Annotated in this window: 24 protein-coding genes and 1 rRNA gene (1 of these 25 running past the window's edge); 3 read left to right on the forward strand and 22 right to left on the reverse strand. The window is 37.8% G+C overall.

Annotated features, from left to right (window positions below; genetic code table 11):
* The 4 genes from IGJ04_RS06670 to IGJ04_RS06685 all read right to left on the reverse strand — a co-directional run.
* Nucleotides 1-1,024 (reverse strand): 16S ribosomal RNA (locus IGJ04_RS06670) (it extends 537 nt beyond the left edge of the window).
* 434 nt (nucleotides 1,025-1,458) lie between these two features.
* The gene (locus IGJ04_RS06675) at nucleotides 1,459-1,707 is read right to left on the reverse strand and encodes a hypothetical protein (RefSeq protein ID WP_002392518.1); all 249 of its coding nucleotides are present in this window, start codon (nucleotides 1,705-1,707) and stop codon (nucleotides 1,459-1,461) included.
* On the reverse strand, nucleotides 1,691-2,062 hold the full coding sequence (locus tag IGJ04_RS06680) for a hypothetical protein (protein ID WP_002385270.1): 372 nt from the start codon (nucleotides 2,060-2,062) through the stop codon (nucleotides 1,691-1,693). The genes IGJ04_RS06675 and IGJ04_RS06680 overlap by 17 nt, the downstream gene beginning before the upstream one ends.
* Nucleotides 2,063-2,126: 64 nt before the next feature.
* Nucleotides 2,127-2,495, reverse strand: a complete 369-nt coding sequence (locus IGJ04_RS06685) for a CvfD/Ygs/GSP13 family RNA-binding post-transcriptional regulator (RefSeq protein ID WP_002365178.1) — start codon at nucleotides 2,493-2,495, stop codon at nucleotides 2,127-2,129.
* A gap of 183 nt (nucleotides 2,496-2,678) precedes the next feature.
* Here IGJ04_RS06685 and IGJ04_RS06690 point away from each other — a divergent pair, with 183 nt between their 5' ends.
* Nucleotides 2,679-3,845 carry a MalY/PatB family protein gene (locus tag IGJ04_RS06690; protein ID WP_002355155.1) on the forward strand — a complete coding sequence of 389 codons (1,167 nt, stop codon included), beginning with the start codon at nucleotides 2,679-2,681 and terminating at the stop codon, nucleotides 3,843-3,845.
* A gap of 33 nt (nucleotides 3,846-3,878) precedes the next feature.
* Here IGJ04_RS06690 and IGJ04_RS06695 read toward each other — a convergent pair whose 3' ends face one another.
* Both IGJ04_RS06695 and IGJ04_RS06700 read right to left on the reverse strand, forming a co-directional pair.
* Nucleotides 3,879-4,085 carry a DUF3955 domain-containing protein gene (locus tag IGJ04_RS06695; RefSeq protein WP_002361121.1) on the reverse strand — a complete coding sequence of 69 codons (207 nt, stop codon included), beginning with the start codon at nucleotides 4,083-4,085 and terminating at the stop codon, nucleotides 3,879-3,881.
* Nucleotides 4,086-4,249: 164 nt separating this feature from the next.
* Nucleotides 4,250-4,840, reverse strand: a complete 591-nt coding sequence (locus tag IGJ04_RS06700; protein ID WP_002361120.1) for a peptidylprolyl isomerase — start codon at nucleotides 4,838-4,840, stop codon at nucleotides 4,250-4,252.
* Nucleotides 4,841-5,044: 204 nt separating this feature from the next.
* On the opposite strand from IGJ04_RS06700, the gene IGJ04_RS06705 reads away from it, so the two are divergent.
* Both IGJ04_RS06705 and IGJ04_RS06710 read left to right on the forward strand, forming a co-directional pair.
* Nucleotides 5,045-6,055, forward strand: a complete 1,011-nt coding sequence (locus tag IGJ04_RS06705) for an NAD(P)/FAD-dependent oxidoreductase (RefSeq protein ID WP_002368301.1) — start codon at nucleotides 5,045-5,047, stop codon at nucleotides 6,053-6,055.
* Nucleotides 6,056-6,203: 148 nt separating this feature from the next.
* The gene (locus tag IGJ04_RS06710; protein WP_438840058.1) at nucleotides 6,204-7,166 is read left to right on the forward strand and encodes a phosphoglycerate dehydrogenase; all 963 of its coding nucleotides are present in this window, start codon (nucleotides 6,204-6,206) and stop codon (nucleotides 7,164-7,166) included.
* 64 nt (nucleotides 7,167-7,230) lie between these two features.
* Here IGJ04_RS06710 and IGJ04_RS06715 read toward each other — a convergent pair whose 3' ends face one another.
* From IGJ04_RS06715 to wecB, 16 genes are all read right to left on the reverse strand, one after another.
* Entirely contained in the window at nucleotides 7,231-8,784 is a 1,554-nt protein-coding gene (locus tag IGJ04_RS06715; protein WP_085443184.1) for a bifunctional metallophosphatase/5'-nucleotidase, read from the reverse strand.
* A gap of 97 nt (nucleotides 8,785-8,881) precedes the next feature.
* The gene (locus tag IGJ04_RS06720; RefSeq protein WP_002359172.1) at nucleotides 8,882-10,162 is read right to left on the reverse strand and encodes an extracellular solute-binding protein; all 1,281 of its coding nucleotides are present in this window, start codon (nucleotides 10,160-10,162) and stop codon (nucleotides 8,882-8,884) included.
* Between the two features lie 23 nt (nucleotides 10,163-10,185).
* Nucleotides 10,186-11,475: an MBL fold metallo-hydrolase gene (locus IGJ04_RS06725; protein ID WP_002359171.1), complete on the reverse strand. Its 1,290-nt coding sequence runs from the start codon at nucleotides 11,473-11,475 to the stop codon at nucleotides 10,186-10,188.
* A complete protein-coding gene (locus IGJ04_RS06730; RefSeq protein ID WP_002355144.1) occupies nucleotides 11,459-12,277 on the reverse strand; it encodes a carbohydrate ABC transporter permease in 819 nt (272 codons plus the stop codon). Before IGJ04_RS06730 ends, IGJ04_RS06725 begins: the two co-directional genes overlap by 17 nt.
* Before the next feature lie 4 nt (nucleotides 12,278-12,281).
* Complete coding sequence (locus IGJ04_RS06735) at nucleotides 12,282-13,157, reverse strand: carbohydrate ABC transporter permease (RefSeq protein WP_002355143.1); 876 nt, start codon at nucleotides 13,155-13,157, stop codon at nucleotides 12,282-12,284.
* Nucleotides 13,157-14,290 carry an ABC transporter ATP-binding protein gene (locus IGJ04_RS06740; RefSeq protein WP_002385276.1) on the reverse strand — a complete coding sequence of 378 codons (1,134 nt, stop codon included), beginning with the start codon at nucleotides 14,288-14,290 and terminating at the stop codon, nucleotides 13,157-13,159. Before IGJ04_RS06740 ends, IGJ04_RS06735 begins: the two co-directional genes overlap by 1 nt.
* Nucleotides 14,291-14,436: 146 nt before the next feature.
* A complete protein-coding gene (locus tag IGJ04_RS06745) occupies nucleotides 14,437-15,375 on the reverse strand; it encodes a glycosyltransferase family 2 protein (RefSeq protein WP_010707118.1) in 939 nt (312 codons plus the stop codon).
* 207 nt (nucleotides 15,376-15,582) lie between these two features.
* Nucleotides 15,583-15,912, reverse strand: coding sequence for a HesB/YadR/YfhF family protein (locus tag IGJ04_RS06750; RefSeq protein WP_016616794.1), 330 nt, complete (start codon nucleotides 15,910-15,912; stop codon nucleotides 15,583-15,585).
* A 54-nt stretch (nucleotides 15,913-15,966) separates the two neighbouring features.
* Nucleotides 15,967-16,632 (reverse strand): potassium channel family protein, encoded by a 666-nt coding sequence (locus tag IGJ04_RS06755; RefSeq protein ID WP_002355139.1) that lies wholly within the window; start codon nucleotides 16,630-16,632, stop codon nucleotides 15,967-15,969.
* Nucleotides 16,633-16,735: 103 nt separating this feature from the next.
* A complete protein-coding gene (locus IGJ04_RS06760; protein WP_002355137.1) occupies nucleotides 16,736-17,368 on the reverse strand; it encodes a response regulator in 633 nt (210 codons plus the stop codon).
* A complete protein-coding gene (locus IGJ04_RS06765; RefSeq protein ID WP_002365182.1) occupies nucleotides 17,343-18,446 on the reverse strand; it encodes a sensor histidine kinase in 1,104 nt (367 codons plus the stop codon). The genes IGJ04_RS06760 and IGJ04_RS06765 overlap by 26 nt, the downstream gene beginning before the upstream one ends.
* Complete coding sequence (gene liaF, locus IGJ04_RS06770) at nucleotides 18,443-19,174, reverse strand: cell wall-active antibiotics response protein LiaF (RefSeq protein ID WP_002381168.1); 732 nt, start codon at nucleotides 19,172-19,174, stop codon at nucleotides 18,443-18,445. Before liaF ends, IGJ04_RS06765 begins: the two co-directional genes overlap by 4 nt.
* A gap of 150 nt (nucleotides 19,175-19,324) precedes the next feature.
* Entirely contained in the window at nucleotides 19,325-19,804 is a 480-nt protein-coding gene (greA, locus tag IGJ04_RS06775; protein WP_002355133.1) for a transcription elongation factor GreA, read from the reverse strand.
* A gap of 260 nt (nucleotides 19,805-20,064) precedes the next feature.
* The gene (gene mltG / locus IGJ04_RS06780; RefSeq protein ID WP_438840059.1) at nucleotides 20,065-21,450 is read right to left on the reverse strand and encodes an endolytic transglycosylase MltG; all 1,386 of its coding nucleotides are present in this window, start codon (nucleotides 21,448-21,450) and stop codon (nucleotides 20,065-20,067) included.
* A gap of 207 nt (nucleotides 21,451-21,657) precedes the next feature.
* Nucleotides 21,658-22,335 (reverse strand): HAD family hydrolase, encoded by a 678-nt coding sequence (locus tag IGJ04_RS06785; protein ID WP_025188781.1) that lies wholly within the window; start codon nucleotides 22,333-22,335, stop codon nucleotides 21,658-21,660.
* A gap of 72 nt (nucleotides 22,336-22,407) precedes the next feature.
* Nucleotides 22,408-23,559, reverse strand: a complete 1,152-nt coding sequence (gene wecB, locus IGJ04_RS06790; RefSeq protein ID WP_025188780.1) for a non-hydrolyzing UDP-N-acetylglucosamine 2-epimerase — start codon at nucleotides 23,557-23,559, stop codon at nucleotides 22,408-22,410.
* Nucleotides 23,560-23,566: the final 7 nt, after the last annotated feature.

Raw genomic sequence — 23,566 nt, forward strand, 5'->3', positions numbered from 1 at the left:
GTCAAAGGATGTCAAGACCTGGTAAGGTTCTTCGCGTTGCTTCGAATTAAACCACATGCTCCACCGCTTGTGCGGGCCCCCGTCAATTCCTTTGAGTTTCAACCTTGCGGTCGTACTCCCCAGGCGGAGTGCTTAATGCGTTTGCTGCAGCACTGAAGGGCGGAAACCCTCCAACACTTAGCACTCATCGTTTACGGCGTGGACTACCAGGGTATCTAATCCTGTTTGCTCCCCACGCTTTCGAGCCTCAGCGTCAGTTACAGACCAGAGAGCCGCCTTCGCCACTGGTGTTCCTCCATATATCTACGCATTTCACCGCTACACATGGAATTCCACTCTCCTCTTCTGCACTCAAGTCTCCCAGTTTCCAATGACCCTCCCCGGTTGAGCCGGGGGCTTTCACATCAGACTTAAGAAACCGCCTGCGCTCGCTTTACGCCCAATAAATCCGGACAACGCTTGCCACCTACGTATTACCGCGGCTGCTGGCACGTAGTTAGCCGTGGCTTTCTGGTTAGATACTGTCAGGGGACGTTCAGTTACTAACGTCCTTGTTCTTCTCTAACAACAGAGTTTTACGATCCGAAAACCTTCTTCACTCACGCGGCGTTGCTCGGTCAGACTTTCGTCCATTGCCGAAGATTCCCTACTGCTGCCTCCCGTAGGAGTCTGGGCCGTGTCTCAGTCCCAGTGTGGCCGATCACCCTCTCAGGTCGGCTATGCATCGTGGCCTTGGTGAGCCGTTACCTCACCAACTAGCTAATGCACCGCGGGTCCATCCATCAGCGACACCCGAAAGCGCCTTTCACTCTTATACCATGCGGCATAAACTGTTATGCGGTATTAGCACCTGTTTCCAAGTGTTATCCCCCTCTGATGGGTAGGTTACCCACGTGTTACTCACCCGTCCGCCACTCCTCTTTCCAATTGAGTGCAAGCACTCGGGAGGAAAGAAGCGTTCGACTTGCATGTATTAGGCACGCCGCCAGCGTTCGTCCTGAGCCAGGATCAAACTCTCATAATAAAAGTTAGAACAATCTTGCGATTGTTAAGCTCAATTTGTTTGCTAGCATATTGCTTGCTTGTTAAAAATGTTTGTTGTCTTGAATTGAATCAAGACGCCCTACACATTTGGTTCGTCTATTCTTTGTTCAGTTTTCAAAGGTCTACGTTACCTCGCAGCAACTTTTATATCATAACAAACTTTCGTTTGAATGTCAAGAACTTTTTAAAAAAAGTTTTTTTAAGTTGTTTTGCTCGGTTGTTGTTGTCTGTTGTGACAACTTCTATATCTTATCATCTCGTTTGTTATTTGTCAACAACTTTTTTGTTGTTTTTTCAAACTTTTTTCGAGAGATTTGAAATCAAGAATTGTTATTTAATTATTGATTTCTGAATCGCTCAGCTGTGTGACTCGCCTTGCGACATGTAATAATATATCAAGATTTTGATGTTTGGTCAACACTTTTTTTCAAAAAAATTAAAAGAAGTTTTCAATCTGTTTTCATTCTTTTCAATTATTTCGTTTTTAAACTTTTTAAATCCTAATTGTCTATCAAAACAGTTTAATTCCTTGCTAAAAATCGAACAATTTGAATCATATATTTGAAATAGTTCGATTAACTTTTTTACGTACAACATAAAAAAAGAAAGAATCTGTTCGATTATCGACAGATTCTTTCTTTTTTGTTTAAAACATTGGGACACCTTCAATATGATATTTTGACCAAATCGTTTTTAATTCTGCAGGTGCTACCCATGTATAGTCTTTATCCATTTCATTTTTAAGTGCTTGTTCATCCATCTCGAAGACAAACAGCGGAACATTTTCTTTATTGATATGCGCGTTAGTTAATTCTACTAAGCTAATTGAAGTAACGTCCAATTGAACCTCTTCTTTGAACCATTGTAGCATACTAGCTAAACCCGTCATCTCATCAGAAACTTTTGCCATCGCAAACTCAATCGCTTCACCTATTGGATGCATCAAAAATTTTTTACTACCATCGTTTAAGTTCAGTATGATTGTTCCAGCGACTTTTTTGTTAGACACGACATCCACCTCAATTAATTTTTAGATTCACTAACAAAAGAAATTGTAACACACTTTCTGAAAAAATACAGAATTATTTTTCAAGCAATTTATCCATGGCTTCATCAATCCATTCTGGAAGTTCTTTGTCTAAGGTTGCAAAGCCAATTTTTTTATTCTTATCCGTAAAATATTTTTTGCGTCGATGGTTCACTGAATGAACTTTGTCTTCAAGGGTTCGTAAAGATAAGCTAATCTTTTGAGAATATTCATCAACATCAATAACTTGAACGGTTACTTTTTGTCCAACGGTTAAGAGTCCATGGATATTTTTAGTAAAGCCAGCTTGTACTTCCGAAACATGAATCAGTCCTTGTGTTTCTTCGTCTAAAGAAACAAATGCGCCATATGGTTGAAGTCCGGTAATTGTGCCAGAAAGTACCATACCAATTTTGTACTTCATCAAATTTCCTCTTTTCATACGATAAATTTCTTTTTCCGTTTCTACTCATTTAAAATAATAGCATTTTTTCAACGTTTGTGCATTATTTCTTCCCTAGTTGTTAAAACTATTGTTTCATCTTTTAAGCAAAATCTACTATACTATAGGAAGTAAGACTTTATATAGAAGAAAAGGAGTTATCTTATGTTTAATTTTAATGAAACCATTGATCGTCGCCACACGAATTGTGTTAAATGGGACACCGTTGAAACGAGTTACCACGAAAAAGATTTACTACCTTTATGGGTTGCTGATATGGATTTCAAAGTACATCAGCCTATTCTTGATGCCTTGTCACAAGTTATTGAACAAGGCATTCTAGGATATGCAGTTGCACCTAATGAACTGTATCAAGCAATTCAAGATTGGCAACGGCAACACCATCAATTGATTGTTGAAAAAGAAGAAATTTTGTTTAATAGTGGCGTGGTACCCAGTTTGGCCACAGCCGTTCAAGCGTATACAGCACCTGCTGATTCTGTCATGATTTGTGATCCAGTCTACCCCCCTTTTGCAGATGTGGTAAAACAAAATGAGCGTAGACTTGTGCGCCATTCTTTACTAGAAGTTAACGGACATTATGAAGTTGATTTGGTTAAAATGGAACAACAGATAATCGAAGAAAAGGTGAAACTGTTACTTTTTTGTAATCCCCATAATCCTGGTGGACGTGTTTGGACAAAAGAAGAATTGCTAGCAATTGGCCGTTTATGCCAAAAACACCAAGTAACTGTGGTTAGCGATGAAATTCATCAGGATTTGATTTTCAAACCGCATACCTTCACTTCCTTCACTGTCGCTGATGAAGCATTTAAGGAATTCACTGTTACCTTAACAGCGGCAACGAAAACCTTTAATTTAGCGGGGATTAAAAATTCAATGCTGTTCATTCCTAATGAAAAACTACGGCAATCTTTCGTATCTTTACAAGACAAAAATCATCAAGGCGGCATCAATACTTTTGGCTACGTTGGAACGGCAGCTGCCTATCAAACAGGGGAGGAATGGCTAACGGCATTACTTGATTATTTAAAAGAAAATATTGATTTTGCCCTTTCCTTTTTCCGTGAAGAGCTGCCTAGCGTTCGTGTAATGGAGCCTGAAGGAACCTATCTTTTATGGTTAGACTTTAGTTCTTATTCACTAACGGATCGAGAACTTCGCGATACCTTAATTCATAAGGGGAAAGTGGTTCTAAATCCAGGAATTAGTTTTGGTCCCCAAGGTTCTCAACACATGCGTTTAAACTTAGCTTGTTCAAAAGAAACTCTCGAAGAAGGCCTTTTACGTATCAAAAAAGCCTTTAATTAAAAACAGCTGTCCTAGTTTTTAGGACAGCTGTTTTTAATTCTTTCTTTTGCGTTTAGCTAAATAAACTCTGACGAACCAGATACCTGAAAATATAAGTAAAATTTCTCCAATTATGATTGTATAAAATCCTGGTTCATGAACGATTCCTTGCTGATCTACATACGTAAAAAATGTTCCTATAAATGGGAGTATTACTGCAAACAAAGCCAAGGCCATTGGATATCTGTATTTTTCTAACAAATTTGCTTCCTCTCCTTCTATTCTTTCACTCAGTATCCTATAAAGACTTCATTAAAAGAAGCGATTTGGATGCTTTTAAAAAAAAGTTAGTCGTTTTAAGAAAAAAATAAAGAGTACCAACGAATTTGTCCCTCGTTGGTACTCTCTTTTTCAATTGGTTAAACTTATTCACCAATGATTTCAACTGTGTCCATCACGACGTCAAATGTTGGACGGTCTTGGGCATCCCGTTGGACTCCACCAATTTCATCCACTACATCCATACCATCAACAACATGACCAAAAACAGTATGACGGAAGTCTAACCAAGGTGTTCCGCCTTGTTTGTAAGCTTCAATAATTTCTTCTGGAAAACCAGCATCTTCTAACTGACTCATCATTTGAGCTGGAACATTTTGATTAGTAACAACAAAGAATTGGCTACCATTTGTGTTAGGACCAGCATTTGCCATTGATAATGCGCCACGCAAATTGAAAACATCCCGAGAAAATTCATCCTCAAATGCTTCTCCATAAATACTTTCGCCGCCCATTCCTGTTCCGGTTGGGTCACCGCCTTGAATCATAAAATCAGGAATCACACGATGGAAAATAACGCCATCATAGTAGCCCTTTTTCGCTAATTCAACAAAATTTTCAACCGTTTTAGGCGCTTGTTCTGGGAATAATTGAACAGTGATGTCGCCTCGGTTTGTTTTAATGACCGCTTTTGGGCCTTTAGCATTTTCTAAATCTAATTGTGGAAATTGTGACATGAGAATGTCCTCCTAGATAATTATTTTATAGTTCCATCATATCGAAAAATGCTAAAAATTGCTATGATCTTTTTCCAATGATTAAAGAATGCTTTGATTCGTTAGCCAAACTTGCTTTTTTCGAAAAGCCGTGCTATTTTGTGAAGTGTTCGCAAAACGATCAATAGTTGTCTCAACCCTAAATGAATTAGGAGGAATTTTCAAATGTCTGATGAAAAAGATATTTATGATTTAACGATTATCGGCGGCGGTCCTGTTGGATTATTTGCCGCTTTTTATGCGGGAATTCGTAAAGCGAAAACGAAAATCATTGATAGCCTGCCACAATTAGGTGGTCAGCTAACAATGCTGTATCCCGAAAAATATATTTATGATATTCCTGGATTCCCTGCTATTAAAGCCGGTGAGTTAATTGCCAATTTGGAAAAACAGATGCAGCCATTTCAGCACGATGTTTGTTTGGAAGAAGAGGTCACACACCTTGCACAGGAAGCAGATGGACTTCTGCGCTTAGACACAACTAAAGGCACACATTATTCTAAAACGGTTATCTTTGCGATTGGTAACGGCGCTTTCCAACCTCGACGTTTAGCTATCGAAAATGTTGAAGCCTTTGAAGGTGAGTCAATCCATTATTATGTGACTGACATGAAAAAATTCGCTGGCAAAAAAGTTGCGATTGCTGGTGGCGGCGATTCCGCAATTGATTGGGCTTTAATGCTAGAAAACGTTGCAGAAGAAGTATCTATTATCCATCGTCGCCCACAATTTCGCGGCCACGAACATAGCGTGGAACAACTGGAAAAATCTAGCGTTTCTATCAGAACTCCTTATATCATTAGTGATATTTTAAAGGAAAATGAAACGTTCACAGGCATCCAATTAACGGAGACAAAAGGTGACCAAACATTGGATCTCCCTCTGGATGATTTAATTATCAATTATGGCTTCACTTCTTCTTTAACACACCTCAAAGAATGGGGATTAGACGTTTCTAGAAATGCTATTAATGTTCATTCCGATATGTCAACTAACATTCCTGGTGTATACGCTGTAGGGGATATCTGTTCCTATGAGGGAAAAGTGAAATTAATCGCTACAGGCTTTGGTGAGGCACCTACTGCCGTAAATAATGCTTTACATTACTTACGGCCCGATGCTCGACGTCAACCAGTTCATAGTACAAGTTTATTTGAAAACGGCGTACCTAAATAAGGTTAGCACTGGACTTTAGCAGTTTTTAAGCCAAGGACAAAAATCTAAATCGGATTTTTGTCCTTGGTTTTCTGCTTTACTGAAAAGCCTTTCTTTTTCTCTTTTAAATTTATTTTTGATACAATAAAAAGTGCTAGGAGGAAGAAAGATGAACCAACCAATTATTTATTTAAATGAAGTATTCAACGAAGAACAACTGGAACAAGTGAAAGCTGTGGCACCCAATTATCTAGTTAAAACATCTACCGATTATTTATCCTCTGCTGAAGAAGAGGCAATCGAAATTATGTTAGGCTGGCATAAAGAAATTGGTCCGCGTTTATTAGCCTCTGATACTAGTCACCTAAAATGGATTCATCTCATTTCTGCTGGTGCTGATTATATGGATTTTGATAAATTAAGAGAAAAGGGCATTCTGTTGTCTAATGGTAGCGGAATCCATAGTGTTTCTATCTCAGAACATGTTTTAGGCGTTTTATTAGCACATACCCGCGGACTGCAAGAAAGTATCCAACAACAAATGCAACACACATGGAATCAAACAGCCCCTTCCTATCAACAACTTTCTGGGCAAAAAATGTTAATCGTAGGCACCGGGCAAATCGGACAACAATTAGCTAAATTTGCTAAAGGTTTAAATCTTCAAGTTTATGGCGTGAATACCTCTGGACATGTGACGGAAGGCTTCATTGAATGCTATTCACAGAAGAATATGAGTAAAATTATCCATGAAATGTCCATTGTTGTGAACATTCTTCCTTTGACTGAAACAACAAAACATTTATACAATCAGGCACTTTTTGAAAAAATGGCTCCTGAAACAATTTTCGTAAATGTTGGTCGCGGCGCCTCAGTAGCAACGAACGATTTGATAACTGCCTTAAACAATAAAACCATTGCTTTTGCTGCCTTAGATGTCTTTGAAGAAGAACCTCTTCCCGAAGATAGCCCTTTATGGGAGATGAAGAATGTTTTATTAACACCTCATATTTCTGGCATGACACCGAAGTTCAAATCAAAATTACTGGCGATTTTTATTCCAAACTTAAATCAATTTGTGACGGATCAGACCCTCGTCAAAAACCAAGTTTCCTTAAAAAAAGGCTATTAACTCAAAAAAGGCCTTCAACCATCTTTCAAGTAATTGCATGGTTGAAGGCTTTTTTTGCTATTTTTTACCAGATAACCTTGAAGTTATCATTTGTCGACGCTTGAATGATTGGATGTTTTTTTAAATATTCTGCAATCAGTTCCGTCATATCAATTTGGATTTCTCGAATAATTTTTTCAGGTTGGAACATTTGATAGTTTCCGCCACCGACTGCTCGGTATTGATTTGTCACGATTTCCAAAACATCTTCTGCTTGCACTGCTTTACCATGATAATTAAGTTTCGTCACTCTTTCACCAAACGGTTGTCTTAAATCAAGCGTATACTCAATACCTTCATACATATCATAATTATAGTATTGTGGTTTTGGATCGACATATTTCGGGTTGAAAATTGGTTGGCCTTTTTCTAACACAAAATAAGTAGCGCTTTGTTCTAACGCTTCACGGAGGTCTTGTCCAGTGACACGCAATACAGCCAAGGTATTTGGATAAATATAGTTGGTAATGATATCGCGCATCGTAATTTGATTATTAAACCCTTTGCCTTCATTGTTAAAAAGTGCAGTCCCTGAAATATCCGTTCCGCTTGAAGCCATTTGGACGTTATTAATAAATTCTATATATGGATGTTCTTTGAGGCGTACGGCATTCGGATTTTGAATCGTCATATCCCCTTCCACATTTCCCACTGGTTGATCAAGCCACTCTTCTACCTCGTCATGTAACGCTGTTGTCAAAGCTAAAACTTCTGCATCTGGTTGTTCGTTTCCAACAGGATGAATAGCTGCGTCACTTTCAATAACGCGATAGCCTTTAGCCATAGGTTCAATTTCTAAAGTAATTTCTCCAACAAAAGCTCCTCGAAAACCTGGTTGAATCACAGGTATTCCATTCAGTTTTGTAGCAATTTCTCGATGTTGGTGACCCGTGACTAAGGCATCAATCCCAGGAACTTTTTCCAATAAATCGTAGCCTTCATTTTCTCCTGTTAGTAATTCCGTGGGTTCCCCTGTTTCTAAATCTTTTTCAAAACCGCCATGGTAAGCGACAACAACTAGGTCTGCTTCTTCCCGCAGTTTTGGCACGTATTCCGCCGCTGTTTCAACGACACTTTTAAACGTTAAATCTTTGACTGTTGCCGGCTGTTCCCAATGAGGAATATATTGGGTCGTCACGCCAAGAATGGCTACTTTAACCCCTTGTTTTTCTATGATGACATACGGCTGACCGAAATAAGGTTGTCCATCTTTACCAAGAATATTGGCAGCTAAAACTGGCTGTTGATAACTGGCAATTGTTTCCTTTAAATAATCTAATCCGTAATTAAATTCGTGGTTACCTAAAATGCTAACATCATAATTCATTTGATTAATGATTTTAGTGATGGCTTCCACTGAATGTGTTTCTGCTTTTCTTACGTAGTAACTAAGCGACGAACCTTGAATAAAATCCCCATTTTCAATTTGAAAAACTGGTCCTTCGGCAGACGCACGTAACTTTTTCAGCATGGTTGCTGCTTTTGCGGTTCCAAAAGGCAAATCCATCTTTTTTTCACTATAACTTGTCGGCATAATATACCCATGCATATCACTTGTTGCTAAAATTTTTATTTGCATTTTGTTTCTCTCCTTCTTCCGCCCAAAAGAACAGGAAGGTTAGAACACGAGCCATAACGACTCAGATCCCAACCTCCCACGTCTGTTTATTTATTGATTATTGGTTCCATGCTTGTTCAAATTGTGATGTTGCATCTTTCAATAATTTTTTCGTGTCTTTATTTGATGAAGCAAAAATACTTTCCATAATTGTCCGCATTTCATTATAGGCTGAATCAGCATTTTCTTCTACTGGGATAGCGAATAAATCTTTTACTGCGTTTTCAAGTTGTGCAGGTACTTTGGTTGTCTTAGAGTTTTTGTACTCATCACTGTGTAAAACAGATTCTAAAATTGGCATATAACCTGTTTGTTGTGCCCAGTACAATTGTGAATCAGGAGTAGCTAAGAATTTCATGAATTCAAATGCCGCTGTCCGTTGTTCTGGCGTAGCACTATCGAACATATAAATATCTGTTCCTTGTTGTAAGTTGATTTTTTCAGGACGTGGTGCAACACCGTATTCATAGCCACCAGCTTCAGCATCTTTTTGAACAAAACCAGCACCAGCAATACTACCGACAAACATTGCTACCTTTTTGTTTGCAAATGGGCCAGATAAATATTTATCTGAACCAGCTGTGCGGAAGTAACCTGCTTCGATACCATCACGGTAATAGTCCACGACTTCTTGTGAATCTTTGCTTGTTAAATCTAAATCTTTATTAAAATCAACGCCTTTGTTTTTCATTCCAATTGCGTAATAGTTATTTAACGAGTCAAAACCAGCACCAACGACTTCTTTGTTGGATTTTTCGTAAATTGTTTTAGAAGCTTCTTTTAATTCCTCTAATGTTTTCGGTACTTCAACACCATATTCTTTCAACAAATCAGCATTATAGAATAACATTTCTGTCGATTTATTAAATGGAATGCCGTATTGTTTGCCGTCGATTTTGGCGCCGTCTAACAATACTTCACGAATTGGTTCTGCATCTTTCCAGCCGATTGTGTCATCATCCATATATGGTTTTAAGTCCACTAACATTTCATCTTGTGCAGCATTCCATAACCAGCCTGGGTACGCTTGCGTAATTGTTGGTAAATCTTTTGGTGAAGTTAAAGTCGAATTGATTTTGGCTTGTAAATCAGGGTAAGCAGATTGATTTTGTAATTCCACTTTAATTTTTGGATTTTCTTTCATGAAGTCTTTCGTTAATTTTGTTAACGCTTCTTCTTGAACCCCATTCATTGCATGCCAGAAAGTGATTGTCGTATCTTCCTTCACTTCTTTCACAATATCGTTTGATTCTTTGGCCCCATTACCGTTACCACAAGCCCCCAATGCGAAAATAGCTGCGGTTGCTAACACTGTTGTTGCTAGAGTTTTGAACTTCATTTTTTTCTCTCCCTTAAAAAAATTTATAAAACAATTTGCTCGCCACGTTCTGGCAATATTCTTTCACCATACGGGTTTTCCAGTTTTTCTGGTTTTAACGTATGGATTGGAACCAATACTTGAGGTTCAATCAATGCAATAATTTTATCCAGATCTTCTGGAATTGCATGTCCTGAACAAGCTAAACGGACAAAAGTAATGTCTTTTTTAGCCAACAAATCTAAAAACACGCGATACTGTGGATCAAAGTCCCCTAACGGTTGCGCATCACTGTGAATGTATAAACTACCTTCTTGGAGGTTGTCAAACTGGTTCACAACTTGCCACAAATAGTCTGTTTTGTCCTTTAGTAACGTGTCATACGGGATTTCTAACGCTGGATTCAATTCTGGTATTTTACCAGATTCAGCATAATAATAACGAACTTCTATTCCAAATACTTCAAGTAACAACGCAGCCATATTTGCTTCTAAAACGACTGTACGTGGTGACTTTTCAATAATCTTAGCAAAACGTTCTACGTTTGCTGGATAACCATTAAAGGTAATTTGTCGATTCGGGTTTTCTAGTTCTAAACGAACCAAGTGCTGAACAAGATCTTCTTCACTGACAACCGCTATTTGGGCTGGATCTGGTTCACGTTCTGGGAAGCTAATGCTTACGCCTTCCATCATTAATAATTCAGTATGTTTGGCTTTTTCACAAAAAGCTAAAGTTTCTTCACGATTATGGCCATGTAAGCGCAAATCACCTGTGTATGTGATGAAATGGTCAGGCGTGCGAATCAGTAATGCCGAAGCACCGTACGCATCATGATCAACAGGTACGATTTCCACTGAAATTTCGCCAACTTTAATCACATCGTTTTTATTAAGACCAATCATTTCTCGGGTAAAATTCTTTTCTTCAAACGGTGATGGAATCAAAAAATCACCTTTGCGATTTAAACTATTTAGAATCATTTTCGTTTCTTTTAATGTGTACAACGGAACAGCTGGGTCTAAATAATTAATCATGCGCGAATGATCTAAATGGGCATGAGATAAGAAAACAGCGGTGTGTTGATACTCTTTGTCTTCTGCACCATGATATTCATAACCTAAACGTGGATCATATAAGTCTTTTAATTCTGGCACTAAACGATTATTAATTAAGGTTTCAATGTGATCATCGGGCAAATCTAATTCTGGTCGAAATTCTGTACCAAAATCAAAGAAGATGTGGGCATCTTTATACGCCACTTCAATCACGGTTCCTCCAATTGTTAAAATGCCACTGTGAAAAGTCACAGTTGTTTTAGCCTTTGATTCCATTTTTTGCAACTCCTCTGATAATTTCTTTTCTGAAAATCAAGTAAATAATTAAAATTGGAATAACGGTTAATGTTGCAGCAGCCATTTGTAAATGTACGTCACTACCACTCTCTGTCGCAAAGGCCGATAGTCCATTATTCAATAGACGGTATTTTTTCTCGTTCGTCACCAACAATGGCCACAAGAAAGAATTCCAACTAGAAATAAATGTTAAAATCCCTACTGTTACCAACGCTGGTTTTGACATTGGTACTAAAATACGCCAAATGTATTCTAAATCACTAGCGCCATCAATCTTGGCAGCCTTGTAAAAAGTATCAGGAATACCTTTTAAATAACCGTTTAAATAGTAAATATAAAAAATACTAGTTAAAAATGGAATAATTAAGGCGCTGTAAGTATTTAACAAACCTAATTGCGCAATCGTTTGATAATTGGTAAAGATAATAGATTCATATGGAACCATTAACAACGAAATCATCAAAGCAATGACCACATTTTTAAAACGGAACTTCAAACTCGTTAACGCGAATGAAGCTAACACGGCGGTGACTACCGTAGCAATCGTTGTAACACCTGAAACAAAGACTGTGTTCAAGAAATACCGAAGAAAGGGTGCTTTTTGAAAGACCTCTGTGTAGTTTTGCCATTGTGGTTGTTTCGGAAACATGGTTGGCGGCATGCTGGTCGCTTCAGAGTAACTCATTAAACCAGCTAAAATCATATAGACAAATGGAAATAACGTAATAACGGCTAAAATGCCTAAGAAAACAAATGCGATAATCGTTAAAACTTTTTTCATTGGCTTATTGCCCCACTTTCTTTAAGAGTTTATTTTGTAAGAAAGTGACCACTAAAATAATCACAAATAAAATCACTGTGGCGGCCATCGCAATTCCGGGACGCCCTGCAATGTGGAATTTGTCATAAATATAGTACACTGCGGTTGTGGCACTGTTGGCAATCCCCGCACGACCACCGAATAAAGCATAAACTTGTGTATAAACTTTAAAGGCGCCAATTAAATTGACCGTTAATAAAAAGGCAATGGTCGGGACTAGCTGCGGAAACGTAATACGTCGGAAAATTTCGCCGTCTGAGGCGCCAAACATTTTTGCAATTTTAAAATGTTCTTCATCAATATTTCTCAAGCCCGCCAACAAAATAATAATATTAAATGCTAAACTCGTCCAAACCCCAAAAATAATCAATGTCGGCATACTCATTTGAACATTATCTAGCCAGTTGACAGAAGGAATGCCGAAAAAGCCTAAGACGTAATTGACAATTCCATAATCGCCATTAAAGAAGTAACGGAAGACAATCCCAATGGCAATCGTACTCGTTACATAAGGCATAAAGAAAATCGTTTCAAAGAAACTCTTATGTTTAACTTTTTCAAAGATAATCCAAGCAATTGCTAGGGAAATTATCAAGGCAATCGGTACCACAGCAAATGCATAGAGCGCTGTATTTTTTAACGCTTTATAGAAGATTGGATCATTCAATACACGTTGATAATTTTCTAAACCAGCGTAGCGTTGGTTAATTAAGGAACCTTTTTGGAAGCTCATCCACAAAGAACGAAACAGCGGATAAACGCTAAACAGTAAAATGATTCCTAATGATGGCAGAAGGAAGAGCCATGCTTTTGGTTGATTTTCTGGATTGTATTTTTTCATTAGTAAACCCGGTCTCCCGCTTCGTTAAAGATAAATACTTTTTTATATGAAAAATCAAAAGATAAAGTGTCTCCTTCTTCAATCGCTTCTTCTACACTTACAATTGATTTCACTTGTTCATTTCCTAATGTAAATCGTAAAATACGTTCTCGACCAATCAATTCCACTAAATCTGTCGTTGTGGTAAAGAGACCTGTTTCAGTTGGTACCACATCTTCTGGACGAGAAGCAAACGTATATTTCCCGTCAGTCATTGGCATTTTAAAGCGTGCTTGCTCAAAACGCTCAAGCGGAATTTCAAAACTTTCGTGGTACATTTTGCCGTCTTTCACTTCAACAGACAATAAATTAATAATTGGGTTACCTATGAACTGAGCAACAAATAAGTTATTTGGTTCTAAGTAAAGGTTTTGAGGTTCATCATTTTGTTGAATAACCCCTTCGTTTAATAAAATAATTTTATCACTGATTGATAGCGCTTCCTCTTGGTCGTGCGTTACAAAGATTGTTGTAATGCCTACTTCTTTCACCAAGCGGCGGATTTCTTCACGAATTTTCAAACGCAAACGTGCATCCAAGTTACTTAAAGGCTCATCTAATAATAAAACATCTGGTTTTTGAACTAACGCCCGGGTAATCGCAACACGCTGTTGTTGACCACCAGAAAGTGTGCCTGGCTTTTTATGGCTTAACTCTTCAATATTCGTTAGTTTCATATATTCTTCGGCAATAGCTTGTGCCTCTGCCTTGGGAACTTTCTTACTTCCTACCGTCAAAGGAAACATTACGTTTTCTAGAACAGTCATATGTGGATATAAGGCATAGTTTTGAAAAACGAACCCGATGTTCCGATCTTTTGGTGCTGTTTTGACAACCGACTGCTGTCGAAACTGAATATCTCCATCACTTGGATGTAATAAACCTGCAATTAAGTTTAAAATTGTGGATTTCCCACACCCACTTGGTCCTAACAAACAAACCAAGTCCCCTTGCTCAATCGTAAAATTGACCGATTTTAACGCTTCAAACCCATTATCGAATACTTTTTTCAAGTCGATAACTTCTATCATGACCCAACCTCCAAAAAAACATTTAATAGCATACCTTTTGATTTTAACATTTATTTCTTGCAACCGCGAGAGCAAAGCTGTTTCATTAAGATAAAAATAGGTAAAGTTAATGTATTTTTTATGTAAAAAATGTTGTTTTTCTGAAAAGTCTATTCACACTTTTTTTAATGCGCAACAAAAAAACAGAGAATTTTTCTCTGCTTTTTTGGTTATTTTTTAGAATCTTTTTCTGATTCCTTTACAATATAAATTGGTCGTTTTTTCGTTTCTAAGAAAATTTTGCCGATATATTTGCCAATAATTCCTAAACATAATAGTTGCAAACCACCTACAAAAAGTACAATACAAACCATTGAAGGCCAGCCGCTTGTTGGATCACCATTAACTAATGTTCGAAAGATAATCACTAACATTGCTAGTGCAGAACCAACACACGAAAAGGCGCCAACGTATGAAGCAATATTCAATGGTGTTTCTGAAAAATTGACAATCCCGTCAATTGAATAACTTAATAGACTCCAGAAAGACCAAGAGGTTTCTCCAGCAATTCGTTCTCGATTTTTAAATTCAATATATTCTGTTTTAAAGCCGACCCAACTAAAAATCCCTTTTGAAAAACGATTATACTCAGATAACTCTAAAATCGCATCGACCATTTGTCGGGTCATGACACGAAAGTCACGGGCACCATCCACCATTTCCGTCTCAGCAATTCGATTAATGAGTTTATAGAACATCCGTGCAAAAAAGCTACGAATGGGCGGTTCGCCGTCTCTTGTTATGCGTCGTGTGCCAACACAATCTAAATCTGTACTGGTTTCAATCATCTCAATCATTTGAGGTAATAACTCAGGCGGGTCTTGTAAATCAACGTCCATGACTGTCACTAAGTCACCTGTTGCTTCTTTTAAACCAGCGTATAAGCCCGCTTCTTTCCCAAAATTTCGTGAAAAAGAAAGATAACGGACCTTCTCTGGATGTTCGCGATAAAGCTGTCTTAAAACAGCTAACGTATTATCTTTTGAGCCATCATTCACAAATATATATTCTACTGAATGAGATAGTTGCTGGCTAATTTTTTCTACTTCTTCAAAAAACAGCGGAATCGCTGCTTCCTCATTATAACAAGGGACAACAATTGATAGCATTTTATTTCCTCCACACTTCAGTTAATTATCATTATACCATATGATAGCCTTATTAAATAACGATATCCAATTAAGAATAGCTTAATTAAATAGAAAGAACCTGAGAAAAAATCCAAAACGATTTTTTCTCAGGTTGACTAGCGGTTAAACGAAAGCAACAGAAATAGTCCTACGCACTACTTCAGCCTCTTTTGTTTAGCACTAAAATTATTTTGTTAAATCTTCTTGGTTTGCTTCAAATTGATAACGCGGTTCATCATTCTTTTCATCATAATCAACAAGCAAATCATACCCTTTAAAGAACCAATCATCTGTTTCTTCAATAAAATAGGTAATCCCATCTAGGTTCTCTTTAATCATTGGCTCATCTGGCGCTTCTACAGACATCGCAATGGAAAAACCATCATGAACAGGTGTTTTTCCATAAATTTTTCCGAAAAAACGAATGCCTGTCTCAGGCTGAACCCCGGTTTCTTCTTTAAACCATTGTTGGGCTTTCGGTGTCACTTCTAATTTCATTCTTTGTTCCTCCTTCACATCTCTGTCGCCATTTATTGTAGCACAGCGCAGTGCTTTTAGAGAATAAAGTGCTTAGCCATTCATTTTTTCATCTAATAAATCAACGTCTGCGGTATCACCGATAACTAATAAATTGTCGTTTTCTCGAACAATTTCAGAAGCATCTGGCGAAGCAATTACTTCTGTTTTCGAGCGGCGAATCGCTACCACAGTTAAACCAAATCGTTGACGGAAATTTAATTCTGCTAAGGTTTTATTGTAAAATTTAGGATTGGTGACCCGAACCTCAGCTAATGAAAATTCGCTAGATAATTCAATATAATCTAAAATATTGCGTGAAACAAGTTTGTGAGCAATTCGAATACCCATATCCCGCTCTGGGTGAACGACCATGTCTGCCCCAATTTTATCTAAGACACGGGCATGATATTCATTGACTGCTTTGGCCAAGACATTGGGAACCCCCATCTCTTTAACCATTAGTGTCACTAAAATACTCGCTTGAATATCTTCACCAATTGCCACCACTACGTGATCAAAATTCCGAATTCCTAAAGAACGCAACGTCATTTCATCTTGGGCGTTAGCCACCACTGCATGCGTTGCAATATTCATATATTCATTGACACGGTCTTCACTGCTGTCAATGGCCAAAACTTCTTGACCAGCTTCCACCAAAGTTTGGCATATGCTGCCGCCAAAACGTCCTAAACCAATAATTGCAAAATTTTGTTTCATTTCTTCTGACCGCTCCTGTCTGTTCGTTAAAATTAGTATAACAAATCCATAAATAAATTCCTAGAAGGATTTCCTAGAATTTATTTATGGATTTATCTGATATTTATTTGGCTAAACCATGTTGAAAAGCATAAATCGCCGCTTGGGTCCGATCATCCACATCTAGTTTTGCTAAAATGTTTGAAACATGTGTTTTAACTGTTTTCAAAGTGATAAAGAGTTCATCAGCTATTTCCTGATTACTTTTACCTTGTGCAATCAACATTAAAATTTCGTGTTCCCGGTTTGTCAAATCTTCGTGCAACACCGGCTCTTGTTTTTTTGTTAACCGTTCCATCATCTTATGCGTCACTTCAGGCTCCAACACACGCTCTCCGCGATAAGTCGCCCGAATTGCATCAGCAATCTCATGTGCTGTTGATGTTTTTAATAGGTAGCCCGCTGCACCAGCTTCAATCGCCGGATACACTTTTTCATCATCAATAAAACTCGTCACAATAATAATCTTGGCTTCTGGCCAATCTTTCAAGATCGCTTTGGTTGAATCAATGCCATCCATTTCTTCCATTACCAAATCCATCAAAATAACATCTGGACGTAGTTCCAATGCTTTTTCATAGCCAATCTTACCGTTTTCTGCTTCGCCTACGACTTCTATATCCTCTTGAATAGATAAATATGATGAAACGCCTAAACGGACCATTTCATGGTCATCCACTAACATTACTTTGATCACTTGCAGTTTCCTCCTTTATGACAGGAACTTTAATTTCAACGCTGGTTCCCTGCCCTTTAAAACTAATAATTTTAACTGTACCGCCCATGCCGACAACACGTTCTCGAATATTATTTAAGCCATAACTACCAGCTTTATTACTTTGTTCCTTCATATCAAAGCCGACACCATCATCAACAATACGCAATAACACGTTTTTATCGACTTGGTGTAAGTATACCTCTAATTCCTTTGCTTTGGCATGTCTTAAGGTATTGGAAAGTAATTCCTGCACAATTCGGAAAAGATGATCCTCAATGCTGCTATTTAAATGAACATCTTCAACATCCCAAATCAATTCAATTTTAATTTTTGTTTGTAGTTCTTTCAGTAATTGTTCAATACCTTTACGCAAACTTTTTCCTTCTAGACTGATAGGACGCAAGTGCAATAGTAACGCGCGCATTTCCGATTGGGAGGCATTAATGATTTCTGCCACCATGGCTAGTTGTTTACGATATGGTTCCGGGGTTTCTGTTCGTTGTGCTTGTTCATTTAAGGCAGACAACATCATCATGGCTGCAAAAAGTTGTTGACTGACTGAATCATGCAACTCCCGCGCCAAACGATGCCGCTCGTTCTCTAAAATTTCTTCTTTTGTTTGCCCATCCATTAATTGCGGCCGACTGTTTAATAATTGCAATTCTTTAGACATCTCTAATAATTTATTTTTAATCGACCAAATATCTTGTTCGACTTCGGTTAGATAATGATCTTGATTTTCACTGGTCGTTGGTTTGTTTAAGACTGGACTTTCATAATTACCATTGGCCAATAACCGAAGTTTTTCTTCAATCCGTCCATATTGCCCTTTTTGAACCAATGAAATCAGTAAAAAGGTCAATAAGCCTATTAGTAAGGATATGAGAACAATGTGCACAATTAGTGGTAAATAAAAGACTTTTCTCTGAAGAAGCTCTAATAGCCACCGGTTTTGTTTAATCGAATGAAAATATGAAAACAATGTAATTAAGATAACAATAAAGGTGCTAAGGGACGCATATAATGAAATCATGCGTCTTGAAATCCGATCGGTCATACACGGATCACCTCAACATCTCCTACTAAAGTGTTCGTCATAATTTTCAAACGACGAAGATTGGTATCGTAATCATTGCTGTAAATTTTTAATGATTCGTTTTTCAATTGATATTTTTCTTCTTCAAAACGTACCGTTCCGTAAAAAGTTGAATGTTCTAACAAAATTGCTACACCTAACGGTACTAGAATTCGCGTGCGGCCAAAACCTTTACGAATAATAATAATATTGTCTTCTTTCGGTAGTAGCGTATTACCTAAATCAATAATGGTGTCCCCAGAGATTAAATCAATATTGATATCATCCCATTCATAGATATTGTTACCAATGCGTTCGTTGGCAAACCAACGGCGTTTAAATCGTTTGCCATTTTTAGGTTCTTTTGCCGCCGTCTCCACCATAATCATTTGTTTTTTTCGCCAAGGTGCTCGCTCAGCTATATCCACGCCTGAAATCTCAAAGCCTTTTAAGCCGATAAAGAGTACGCCAAAAATCAACATAAACCAAACAGCCGTGCTGTTCATTGCACCAATGACAATAAAAACAACGCCGAGGACGAATTGAAAGTTGTTAAAATGTGTTTTAGATGCTTTCCTGGAAACATAGGCCACAAGTAAAACGCCAATTGTTAATAAAACAGCTAATCCAGGATTATGTACAATTTGCCATAACGCCAGAATAAAAAGTAATGCTTCTGCGACGATAAAAAAGCGCCAAGGGTTATTCATAGATTTGCCTCCTCCCTCTGTCATTTATTTTACTCGTTTATTTTATTTAATCATAGTGGTTTGCGCCTCAGGTTACCATAGGACTTTAGCCCTAAATGTCATAGATTGCGAAAGGACAGGCCTTGGAAGCTGCCTGCCCTACTCAATTATTTAGTTTGCTTCAACTTTTGTAATTTTAACTGTCATGTCGCCACCAGGGGTTGCAATAATCACTTGGTCGCCTAATTGTTTACCAATTAAGGCTTGCGCAATCGGTGAATCGTTAGAAATTTTACCAGAAAATGGATCGGCTTCGGCACTTCCTACGATTGTGTATTCCTCTTCTTCTCCGTCAGGTAACTCTTGGAAAGTAACTGTTTTACCGATGGAAACTTCGTCTTGGTCCACGCCATCATTATCGATGATTTCTGCAAAACGAATCATATTTTCTAACGTTGTAATACGTCCTTCAACGAAAGCTTGTTCATCTTTAGCTGATTCATACTCTGAGTTCTCTGAAAGATCCCCAAAGCTACGAGCGATTTTAATACGCTCTACGATTTCTTTACGTTTAATTGTTTTTAATTCTTCTAGCTCTTGTTCTAATTTTTCTTTTCCTTCAAGAGTCATTGGATATACTTTTTCTACCATGTTAATTCTCCTTTTTCGCTTAACGATACGTAGTTCTTGGTTGGTTATTGAAAAAAATTCCGCTTTCAATCCACAAAAGAGTACCACGCTTTTTCTAAATTGTAAATATAATTATTGAATTTTTGTGATTTTGCTAAATTTTATTTATATAAATTTCTAGTTGCTACTCTTTCCCTCTGTTAAACAGATTACTTTTTGAGTATCTAAAAGCTTGGTGAATCATACAAAATTGATTCACCAAGCTCTTTTATGTTTTCATTTTATTCACTACTTGAATTATTGACATACTGATCTACTAATACTTGATGTTCTTCATATGTTTTTGAGAAGTATACTTTTCCTGTAGAAATATCTGCTACAAAGTATAAATAGTCACTTGGTGTCGGATTCAAGACTGCTTTAATTGACTCCTCACTTGGGCTATCTAATGGTCCTGGTCCATAACCAGTATTTTTATACAAGTTATAAGACGAGTCCACTTCCAAGTCAGCATACGTTACAGTTTCTTTGTGTTCTCCTAGAGCATACAAAATAGAAATATCTGATTGGATCGGCATATCGGCAGCCAAGCGGTTAAAGAATACTTGCGCAATTTGTTTGCGGTCTGCTTCTTTGACTCCTTCTTTTTCAACCAATGAAGCTAACGTTAAGACTTGCTGATTGGTTAAATTCTTTGCATGAATTGTCGGCGTATATTGTTCCATTACTGTGTTCATTTTAGCAACCATCTGTTCGACAAATTCAGGAAGTGTTGCTTTTTTGTAGTAATCATAAGTCGCCGGGAATAAATAGCCTTCTAAGCGATAACGAACACCTTCTGCGGTTGCAGCACTTTCAAGTAAATCAGGATACTTAGCCTTCATTTGATTGAAGAAGTCTTCATTTTTCATTAATGCAATGAAATCTGCTTTCTTGAAATCCGTATTTTTTTCAATAGCTTCGCCAATTTTATCTATATCGTAGCCTTCAGGAATCGTTACTTTGCCATCTGCGATTTTAGTTGGTTCTGGCGTGCCCCCTTCTTTTAGCATTTCACCAATTTCATCGAGTGTCATGCTTGGAGACATTTGATAATAGCCCGCTTGAAAATCTGTTAAGTTTTTAAATTTTACGTAGTAGTTAAAAACCATTCCGCTTTTAATGACGTTGCTTTCTTCTAAAACCGCAGCAATTTGCTTATTAGAAGATCCTTCTGGGATATGCACTTGAACAAGCTTCTTATTGTTCTTGTCTAGTGGTTGTAGCCCAGCGTCTACATATTTATAAAAAGTAAACCCAAAGATTGCCATCATTAAAACCAATACAGAAACTACAATTAACACGATACGACCGACTAAACGATCTTCTTTTTTACGTGTTTGTTTTTTTGTATTTGTTGGCTTTTCGTCTGTTTCAATCGGGGTTGGCTCTTCGACTGTCTGTGTTGTCTTGTCTTTCCCACGTCTTCGAGCAGCTCTAGAACCTGCACGTGTTTGTGTTGTGCGGTTCGCTGTTTCTTGTGATTCATCAGATGAAGGTTGGGGAGACCTATCATTTTTTTCAGAGGAATCAGGTTGATCGCCATCATTTCTACCTTTTAAAGACCCAGTTACTTGATCTCTAAGCGAAGATTTGGGATCTTGGTTATTTTGGTTATCATTAGCCAAAACTAACCCTCCTTACTATTCTATCGTTTATGACTGAAACTATTATACATGAAACCTCTTTAAAATTAAATGTTTTTAATAAAAAGACCGTCATTCCCCGATAAAAAATTCATCATTGACAACGTTTAAAGCCTATGATGGCGCTTTTCTATTGAAACGATAATAAATCTTAAAATCCTCCTAAATTTATCGAAAATCCATTTTCTATTAAGAATTTTGTAGCAAAATAGCACCTAAGTCTTTAGGCGATTGTACTAGGAATGTTGCTCCCGCCTCTTGTAATTCTGTTTCTTCACCAAATCCATACAAGACACCTATACTATCTAAGCCATTTTGTTGGGCACCAAAAATGTCATGGTTGCGATCACCAACCATGATAATTGCTTCTTTGGTTGGGTCTAATTGAGCTTCCGTTAATGCATACTGAATCACATCTGCTTTTTTAGAACGATGACCGTCCATACTCGCTCCATAGATGCCTGTAAAATAACGATCTAAATCAAAATGAGTAATAATCTTTTTTGCAAATTCTTCTGGCTTGGAAGTCGCAATGTATAACTTTGCTCCCGCTTCCTTTAACCTTGTTAGTACCTCTGGGATCCCTGGATACACATGATTTTCAAACATACCTTTTCTCTGATAATACGCTCGATAATGACTCACGGCTTGTTGCGCTGCTTCAGCTGAAGGCGCCATGTGCAAAAACGACTCATATAAAGGCGGCCCTATGAAAGAACGTAATGTCTCCTCGCTAGGAGCTGGCCAGCCTAATTGTTCTGTTGCGTACAAAATAGAACGCATAATGCCGCTACCAGAATCCGTAATTGTGCCATCTAAATCAAATAAAATCGTTTGATACATCTTCACTTCACTACTTTCTAGCATTTTTGTCTAATTGATTCTTCAAAATAAGATACGCAAAAGAAGCACCTTTTCAGCGCTTCTCTGCCTTTTTATTTATTTTGCTGTAAACGTATCTGGTTTTTTATCTGATTGCTGCATTTCATAGGCAATGGCTTCAACGATTCGACGGCTAGCTTGACCATCCCCATACGGATTTTGTGCATGCGCCATCGCGTGGTAAGCATCAGAATTAGTCAATAATGTTTTCGCCTCTTGATAGACTACTTGTTCGTCTGTACCAACCAATTTCAATGTTCCTGCCGCTACGCCTTCTGGACGTTCCGTTGTATCTCGTAAAACTAAAACTGGCACACCCAAGGAAGGAGCTTCTTCTTGCACACCGCCAGAATCAGTTAAAATTAAAGCACTTTTCGCTGCAAAATTTTGAAAATCTTTGACATCCAATGGTTCAATTAAATGCACACGAGCTAATTCACCTAAGTGTTCCGCTACTATTTCACGGACTTTGGGATTTTTGTGCATAGGGAAAATGACTTCAATTTCTGGATGTTCCATTACAAGTCGACGAACAGCTTTAAAAACATTTGCCATTGGCAGGCCTAAATTTTCACGACGATGCATTGTAATTAGCACGATGCGCTGGTCTGTAGGGATTTTTTCCAATAAATCATTTTGATAGTGGGCATCAACGGTGTACGCCATCGCGTCAATCGCTGTATTGCCAGTCACATAAATATGTTCTTCTGGATGATTTTCTTTGATTAAATTGTCCTTACTTTGAGTAGTTGGGGCAAAATAAATATCAGTTAACACATCTACCAGTTGACGATTCATTTCTTCCGGAAACGGAGAATATTTTTGCCAGGTCCGCAATCCTGCTTCCACATGTCCCACCGGAATCTGTTGATAAAAAGCAGCCAATGCAGCCGCAAATGACGTGGTTGTATCGCCATGAACCAAGACAATATCCGGCTGTTCTGTCACAAGAACCTCAGTTAATAAATTCAAAACACGACTTGTAATATCTGTTAAGGTTTGCCCATCTTTCATGATATTTAAATCATGATTCGGTGTAATTTGAAAATCTTCTAACACTTGATCCAACATTTGGCGATGTTGCGCTGTTACGACTACTACAGAGTCAAATCCTTGACTTTGCTCTTCTAAAACTTTGATTAAGGGCGCCATTTTGATTGCTTCTGGCCGTGTTCCAAAAACCGTCATTACTTTAATTTTCTTCATCATTTTCCTC

The sequence above is a fragment of the Enterococcus sp. AZ050 genome (assembly GCF_051715085.1).
Taxonomy (GTDB): domain Bacteria; phylum Bacillota; class Bacilli; order Lactobacillales; family Enterococcaceae; genus Enterococcus; species Enterococcus faecalis.